General features: G+C 44.1%; 6 protein-coding genes. 3 read left to right on the top strand and 3 right to left on the bottom strand.

The window, feature by feature from the left end:
* Positions 1-313: 313 nt before the first annotated feature.
* Both HQR03_RS13740 and rimI read left to right on the top strand, forming a co-directional pair.
* The gene (locus tag HQR03_RS13740; protein ID WP_173240565.1) at positions 314-676 is read left to right on the top strand and encodes a hypothetical protein; all 363 of its coding nucleotides are present in this window, start codon (positions 314-316) and stop codon (positions 674-676) included.
* Positions 677-854: 178 nt separating this feature from the next.
* Positions 855-1,325 (top strand): ribosomal protein S18-alanine N-acetyltransferase, encoded by a 471-nt coding sequence (rimI, locus tag HQR03_RS13735; protein WP_173240563.1) that lies wholly within the window; start codon positions 855-857, stop codon positions 1,323-1,325.
* 63 nt (positions 1,326-1,388) lie between these two features.
* On the opposite strand, the gene HQR03_RS13730 is transcribed toward rimI, so the two are convergent.
* The 3 genes from HQR03_RS13730 to trxB form a co-directional block, all read right to left on the bottom strand.
* A complete protein-coding gene (locus HQR03_RS13730) occupies positions 1,389-1,820 on the bottom strand; it encodes a MerR family transcriptional regulator (RefSeq protein ID WP_025652108.1) in 432 nt (143 codons plus the stop codon).
* 62 nt (positions 1,821-1,882) lie between these two features.
* Positions 1,883-2,713, bottom strand: coding sequence for a leucyl/phenylalanyl-tRNA--protein transferase (aat, locus tag HQR03_RS13725; RefSeq protein ID WP_173240561.1), 831 nt, complete (start codon positions 2,711-2,713; stop codon positions 1,883-1,885).
* Entirely contained in the window at positions 2,714-3,736 is a 1,023-nt protein-coding gene (gene trxB / locus HQR03_RS13720) for a thioredoxin-disulfide reductase (protein WP_101210916.1), read from the bottom strand.
* Between the two features lie 668 nt (positions 3,737-4,404).
* Between trxB and HQR03_RS13715 the strand changes: the two genes are divergently transcribed.
* On the top strand, positions 4,405-7,764 hold the full coding sequence (locus tag HQR03_RS13715; protein WP_173240559.1) for a DNA translocase FtsK 4TM domain-containing protein: 3,360 nt from the start codon (positions 4,405-4,407) through the stop codon (positions 7,762-7,764).
* Positions 7,765-7,884 lie beyond the last annotated feature (120 nt).

Here is a 7,884-nt window from a genome sequence, read left to right as displayed (position 1 = left end):
GGCGCTGGTGTTGTTGCTAACGTATTGAACTAAGATTTAACCTATCAGAGTCATCTGAGAAAGTTGATCAGTTCGTGAAAAGCCATCCTTGAGAAAGGGTGGCTTTTTTTTTGGGTGGTGATAAATGCAAGTTGGCTGTAGGGTGCGCCCCGCGCACCGATTATTTGTTATATTCTAATGCTATCTACGGGCTGGCTATCTGTCGTAGATACGCTGTGGTAAATCAATCTAAGTGCATTAATTATTAATATTTTACGACATCAATAGAAATTAAGGTCATACCTCTTAGCAAAATCGATAATAAGGTAAAGAAATGAAACTTAATACTCCTGAGAAAGTATCACTGCTAAGCGGTTTTGATATTGACCTTGAATATGATGAAGTTAGAAATCTCGATAATTTCGATTATATTTTGGTGTTTAGTAAAGAGAGACTATCTACTAAGACAAGTTTTGTAGCAAAAGTATACGACAAGAAGAGTAGCTTCATGTTCGTCATACTTTTTTCTGATGTGGAAATTGAGAATAAAAAAATAACTCTAATATATGCTTGGTCTTGGGAAATTGATAACGAATTGAGAATAGTGTTTAATACGAATGACACTCATATGCGCGACTTTTGGTATGGATTCGATTTAGTACAACGTAAGTATACAGGTCATGGTAGAGCTTATTAAAATCAGATGGTGAGTTACGTTTTATCTTTACTCTTTGAAAGATTTTGAAAAACTAACGCGACCTACGCGACTGAGATAAATTGGTTTTGCGGTTATAGTTATTGGTGCGTGGAACGCACCCTACAAAAGCTCCACGAATTTGCAGATATGTGTAATAAAACTAGAATCAGGAATAATAATGCTAACCCTAGATTTACTCAATAAACAATCATCTAAAGCTCAAAGCATTATTCAAGCTGTTGAAGATATCGAGACTATTATTCAACCGCAAGATGCTTGGGGTTATCAGACAATAATAGAATTACTTGAGCAAGATAGTATTGATTTATTGGTCGTTTATCAAAGCGATAAAGTCGTTGGTTACTGTCTCTATCAAGTTATCTTTGAGCAAGCAGAGATCCTGCGCATCGGCACGCATCCTGATTACCAACGCCAAGGTATCGCCTCGCAACTTTTTGCAAAATTGAATACTGAGTTGATGAACAATAAGGTGGAACATTTACTGTTAGAGGTACGCGCAGATAATGTAGCGGCTATTACTTTATATGAGCAGCAAGGGTTGGCAGTGATTCATCGGCGGAAAGGCTATTACCAGATTCCTCATCACCCAGCCATTGACGCCTTGATTATGCAGCGTGTGTATCTTTAATAGTCATTAGCAGCACACATACTATTGGATTAATAAGTATTATAAATGAGAACATGCCCTAGATTACTCGGGTATTGTCTTTTTGCACACTTCAATATCGAGCTCATAGTCACTATCTGCTTTCATTCGCTCAAGCACTTCAATACGTTCGCTTAACAGCTCTATCATGACATTGATATTGGCTTGTTGTTTTTTGACTTGTGCCAGTTTTTGCTGTGTGAGCGTCAGTTGTAAATCGATATCTAGCTGCCCATCATAATAGTCATTAAGACTGTCTCTGATTTCAGTAAGGGTAAAGCCAATGGCTTGTGCGCTTTTAATCAACTCAATACGCTCAATGCATTCGGGATGAAACTCAGTATATAAGCGTGAGCCGGCCTGACGTTTGCGAGACTTGAGTAGCCCTAGCTCATCATAATGACGTACGGTGTCTTTGGTTGTATTGGCTTTGATGGCCAGTTTTCCAATTAACAAAAATGATGTATCAGGAGCCATAATAACCTCGTAAGTAAGATGTTCGATTCGATTATTATCTACAATCCAGTTTGAGTCTGCACTTATAACTGTGGCTGCCAAGGCTCTGCGGTATCTAGTAACGATACGGCTAAAGGTTTATGAGAGTCTTTGTGCCATTTGACTGAACGGCTGGCTATCAGTGTGTCTAATTGGTTAAGAAATTCAGCACGTGGTAGGGTCGTTGCCCCCAAGCTCATCAAATGCTCATTGGGTAGTTGGCAGTCCACAAGCGCGACATTGCTTTGCGCGCATAAGCGCATCAAGCCCCAAAACGCCAATTTAGACGCATTAGAAGCACGGTGAAACATCGATTCACCAAAATAGATGTTGCCTATTTTTAGCCCATATAAGCCGCCGATTAGTTGGCTGTTATTGTCCCAAACTTCAATACTATGCGCAAAGCCTTGCGCATGTAGCTTAGTATAAGCTGCAATCATCTCATCATGAATCCACGTGTGCTCGCCCTCAGGCAAGCCATCGCTGCGCGGCATACTACAAGAGTGAATCACTTCATCAAAGTCTTGATTCAGAGTGAGTTGCCAACGTTCGCGGTGGGCTTGTTTGCGTAGGGATTTACTCGGTTGATAGTCAGTTGGCAGCATCACACAGCGCGGCTCAGGACACCACCAAGCGATAGGTTCGTCTTCATTAAACCAAGGAAATAAGCCCTGCGCATAAGCAGAAATCAGCGTTTCAGACGCTAGATCTCCGCCCATGGCGACCAGGCCAACCCCTTCAGGATCGACGGAAATAGGATTGGGGAAATCATAAAGCCCAAGACTTTTTAGAGTCTCAGGCTTTATATGAGCGTCAGTATTGATATGATTATCGACACTGACGCTTGGGTTAGCAGTTTTAGCAGAGTGGCTCATTTAGACTTCTTTATCAGCAGTGAGCGTTGATGCATAAGTATGATCGGTCGCCACGGTTTCGCCTAGCGAGTCTAGATATTTTTCTGCATCGAGGGCTGCCATACAGCCAGTACCAGCGGAAGTAATCGCTTGACGGTAGACATGATCTGCCACATCACCAGCGGCAAAAACCCCTTCAACACTGGTCTGTGTCGCATTACCATTGAGGCCACTGTTGACCACAATATAGCCGTCTTTCATATCCATTTGGCCTTTGAATAGCTCGGTATTTGGCTTGTGTCCAATAGCAATGAATACCCCAAACACATCTAGTTGCTTGGTGCTGCCATCGATAGTAGACTCCAAAACCACGCCATTGACGCCCATATCGTCGCCTACCACTTCTTTGACGCTATGGTTCCACTCGATTTTGATATTACCGTTTTTGGCTTTTTCAAACAATTTGTCTTGTAATATTTTCTCAGAACGTAGACCATCACGGCGATGCACCAGCGTGACTTCAGCTGCGATATTTGATAAGTATAAGGCTTCTTCAACGGCGGTATTACCACCACCAATAACCGCTACTTTTTGGTCTTTATAAAAGAAACCATCGCAAGTTGCGCAAGCTGATACGCCCAAACCTTTGAATTTTTCTTCTGATGCCAAGCCCAAGTATTGCGCTGAGGCACCGGTTGAGATAATCAAGGCATCACAAGTGTAGTTGCCGTTATTGCCCGTTAATTTAAAGGGACGCTCTGTTAAATCGACATCATTGATATGGTCATAGACCAATTCTGTACCGAAGCGCTCGGCGTGCGCTTTCATACGATCCATCAATGCAGGACCCGTTAAGTCATGCGCATCGCCCGGCCAGTTGTCGACTTCGGTGGTGGTGGTGAGCTGTCCGCCCACTTCTAAACCAGTGACCATAACAGGTTTTAGGTTGGCACGTGCTGCATAAACAGCAGCAGAGTAACCAGCAGGACCTGAGCCTAGAATAATGAGTTTTTCGTGGCGTGGAGTAGGGTTGTCAGTTGCCATGTTTTTTCCTTGCTAAATATAAGAATGAAAAGAGCTAATAATCAATATGATAAGAAATAATCACCAAAAATATGCGTTAGTATAGTTTTTTTAATTGCTGTGTGATAATAACATAAGGGCAGACGGCAAAAAGTGCAAGTTTGCTAAAACAAACATGGGTATCATTAGAATTAAAGCATCTATAGGAATGCTTAACATGCGCAAACACAGCCTAAGAACGGCTGGGTATTTTAAAGCGTTTAGGTAAGAAGTTTAAGCGTTTTCTGTGAGTCATATCGGTTAAATGTGGCAGATTTTTGCCCAAATTGTCTATTAAGAGGTTTTCTTGCACGCTTTCTTTATAACACTGTCGCCACCGTCCCTATCTATTTGTTATTATAGGAGGTTATGCCCAGTGTCATGACGCTTGTCCGAGTCAATTATTCGATGGACAAACGATAGCAAATGACAAATAAGGGCAAGTGATAAAGCACATGTTTTATCTTGTCAATGAGGCTAAACTCCTTTTACACAAGGTTTAGCCTGATGCGCTTCATCATAAACACTGCACTAGGTAAATGCATATCAGCACTTTATATTGGTGCGTTATATCAGAATTTTATGTCAGCATGGTTAGGCTTAGTCATGCATTGGCGACCAATTAGTATTAATAACAAGGCAGATCTTACGTGATATCAGCACCGCTTATTGAGTATTTGAAAAAAGGAATATTTACCCTCCTTGGGTTGATACTGGCAGTTTATCTGTTTGTTATTTTACTGACCTATACCGGTAATGATCCAAGCTGGTCGCATATCAGTAGTGATATGACGACCATCAATAATATGGGTGGTGAGACAGGTGCTTGGTTATCTGACCTGCTTTATAGCTTTTTTGGCTTTGGCGCATGGTGGTTGCTGGCGTTTGTGGTCTATGAGTCCATTCTTATTTGGTGGGACAATAAGCCGACGTTTTGGTTGCTGCGCTTGGTTGCTTATGTGTTTTTAATTCTAAGTGCGAGTGCTTTATTCGCGCAACTAATCGCTTTAGTGCAGCAAGTAGCCGATCCGGTCGCCACAGGCCTCAAAGGGGTAGCGGGTGGTATTATCGGGCTTGAGCTGCAAGCACGTTTGGCTCAATTATTATCGCAGTGGGGGAGTGTGATTTTTTTAACGGTGTTCGTGATTATCACCGCGACCTTTGCCTTTAATATTCATTGGCTGGTGATATATCAAAAAATCATGACCCTATCATGGCTTGGTTCTGGTGTGAGAAAGCAAGATAACGAGCGTGATAGTGTGCAGGCAACTAAAGAACGTCATCAACAGTGTGATGATGACAGTCGAACTGACGAAGAAGCCGCGCAAGCGGTAGCAGAGTATGAGCAGCTGCCCCTTGAGCTGCAAGCTACTGAGGACACTGCGCATAAGCAACAAGCAGATAATAGTGGTCGTTTCAGTCATGTACTGACTGATTTTTTAGCGACTTCTGGGTTAGGTGCTAGCGTCAAGGCTTCTATGGCAGCAGCGACGCCAGTATCCGCGAGGAATGATAGTCAGAGCGAGCATTTATCAAGCGCCGCTGTCACGTCTAGCAGCACCAGCGTAAATGCCTCTAGCACCTTTAGCGAGAACAAGGTATCTACTACCTCAAACCCTGTCACGACGTCTACCCGTAAAGTGGAGCCGAGCTTTGCTTGGAATGATGCCAATACCGTTGATGACCTATTGGCCAGCGACTTTGCTATTCACGATCAAAGTATTCAAGACAGTAATCAGTATTCTGACGCTGCTGCACCTACTTATATGAATCATACTGAGTCACCAACTGAGACCTCAGTAGCCACAGATGCGGCAACAGAAACGGCAATGCTAGAGACACAAACAGCAAGCTCTACTGTTAATTACCAACCAAACAGCGTCGAGCAGGCAGTTGTAGGGGCAGCAAGCAAGCAAATCGCGCCTCATCTTATGGATGAGCCTCAAGCTGCAACGTCAGATGACAGTCATACAACGCATGAAACGCATGAAACAGTTGATACATTGGCAGAGTCTTGGTTAGCAGAGCATGCGCCTGTTTCACCACCTTCTCAAGAAACAGAAGAAGATACTAATAAACCTGAACAGCCAGCACTAAAGACGGCAGTAGAGAATACTTATGACGCCTCTGCTGGGTCATCAGACAAGTTAGCAGACAAGTTATCAAATGAAGAGCAATGGAAAAGCCCATTGTCAATACAAAGTCCTGCTCCAGAAGAGGATGATGTAAGTATCGTCGCACCAGTCGCTGATATGACCCCGACCAATACGCCACCGGCTAATCCTAAACTGCCGCCTACAGTAGAAACTACCGTCACAGCGCCAGCTATTGAACCGATAGTTGCGTCTAAACCAACGGTAAGCTTTGCCGTGCCAGAGGGTGATAGCGGTAACCATATTGCTGATATGATGCCAGAAGATGACAGTCGAGCTGACGACACTGACCTGCCTGTGATGCCTCATATTAGTGATGATGCCGCCTTTAGCCAAAAATCTCGTTCGATGCAAACGGCTGCCTATCGCAGTAGTCTGACGCCTATCCCTGAGATCTCTATTTTAGATAAACCAGATCCTGATCGTAAGCCCAGTTATACTATTGCTGAGCTTGAGCAATTGTCTGAGTTATTAGAGATCAAATTGCAAGAGTTCAACGTCAAGGCTGCTGTGGTCAATGCTATTCCGGGTCCCGTTGTCACGCGCTTTGAAGTGGAGCTTGCCGCTGGCGTAAAGGCCAGTAAGGTCACCGGTATTTCACGCGATTTGGCGCGTTCGCTATCAATGGCATCTTTGCGTGTGGTCGAAGTCATACCGGGCAAGCCCTATATCGGTATCGAAGTGCCCAATAAAAAGCGCGAGATGGTGCGTTTGATTGAGCTATTAAATACCGAAAAGTTCAACGACCCGAAAGCCCAAATCAGTATGGCGATGGGTAAGGATATCGGTGGTAATGCCATCATTACTGACCTTGCCCGCGCGCCGCATATGTTGGTTGCGGGCACCACAGGCTCTGGTAAATCGGTATTGGTCAACTCAATGCTACTGTCGATGCTACTCAAATATACGCCAAATGAGCTGCGTCTGATTTTGATTGATCCAAAGCAATTAGAGCTTGCCAACTATAACGACATTCCGCATCTGCTAACGCCAGTCGTCACCGATATGACTGAAGCCGCTAGTGCCTTGTCATGGTGTGTGGCAGAGATGGAGCGCCGTTATCAGCTAATGAGCTTATTAAAGGTGCGTAAGCTTAACGAGTTCAATAAAAAGGTCATTGCTGCTGAGAAATCAGGCAATCCTATGCTTGACCCTTTATGGCGACCCAATGATAGTGTCAGCATCAGCCAAGCACCGAAGCTAAAAACTTTGCCGATGATTGTCATTGTCGCGGATGAGTTTGCCGATATGATTATGCAAGTCGGCAAACAAGCTGAAGAACTGATCACGCGCTTGGCGCAAAAATCACGCGCGGCAGGGATTCATTTGATGCTTGCCACCCAGCGTCCATCGGTCGATGTTATCACGGGTTTGATTAAAGCCAATATCCCAGTGCGTGCAGCGTTACGAGTGAACTCAAAAGTGGATTCGCGAACGATTCTAGACAGTGGCGGTGCCGAAGACATGCTTGGTAATGGCGATATGCTATTTTTAGGACCTGGGCAAATTGAGCCAGACCGTGTGCATGGTGCATATGTCAGCGATGAAGAGGTCAACCGCGTCTGTGATGCGTGGCGTGAACGCGGTGCGCCGGATTATATCGATAATATGGCAGGCAACTTTGAACTGTCTAGTCCTAGTGGCGGTGGTAGTACGGCGAATGCTTCTGGTGAGGACGATGACCTTTATAACGATGCTGTGGCGTTTATTATGGAGACGCGAAAAGTCTCTGCCTCTAGTATTCAGCGCAAGTTTAGCATCGGTTATAACCGTGCTGCTCGTATCGTTGACTCAATGGAAGAGGCTGGCTTGGTCAGTTCGATGGGTAAAAGTGGTAAGCGTGAGTTATTGATGTAGCATTTAGATTCTTAGATTAACACACCAAGTGCAACGCTAATTAATATTATAGAACGCCTGCATAGGCGTTTTAAACCCTAAGCGTTTTCTTGGTCTGTTATTTAGTTTGTTCTCAATGTC

Origin of the sequence: Psychrobacter okhotskensis, from assembly GCF_013248965.1 — a bacterium.
Lineage (GTDB): Bacteria > Pseudomonadota > Gammaproteobacteria > Pseudomonadales > Moraxellaceae > Psychrobacter > Psychrobacter okhotskensis.
The sequence above is the reverse complement of the archived record's forward strand: the minus strand, read 5'-3'. Positions and strand labels throughout refer to the sequence as shown.

Bases quoted from the DNA above. Each gene is read 5' to 3' on its own strand.
- HQR03_RS13740 (WP_173240565.1), top strand. From the start codon at position 314: ATGAAACTTAATACTCCTGAGAAAGTATCACTGCTAAGCGGTTTTGAT.
- rimI (WP_173240563.1), top strand. From the start codon at position 855: ATGCTAACCCTAGATTTACTCAATAAACAATCATCTAAAGCTCAAAGC.
- HQR03_RS13730 (WP_025652108.1), bottom strand. From the start codon at position 1,820: ATGGCTCCTGATACATCATTTTTGTTAATTGGAAAACTGGCCATCAAA.
- aat (WP_173240561.1), bottom strand. From the start codon at position 2,713: ATGAGCCACTCTGCTAAAACTGCTAACCCAAGCGTCAGTGTCGATAAT.
- trxB (WP_101210916.1), bottom strand. From the start codon at position 3,736: ATGGCAACTGACAACCCTACTCCACGCCACGAAAAACTCATTATTCTA.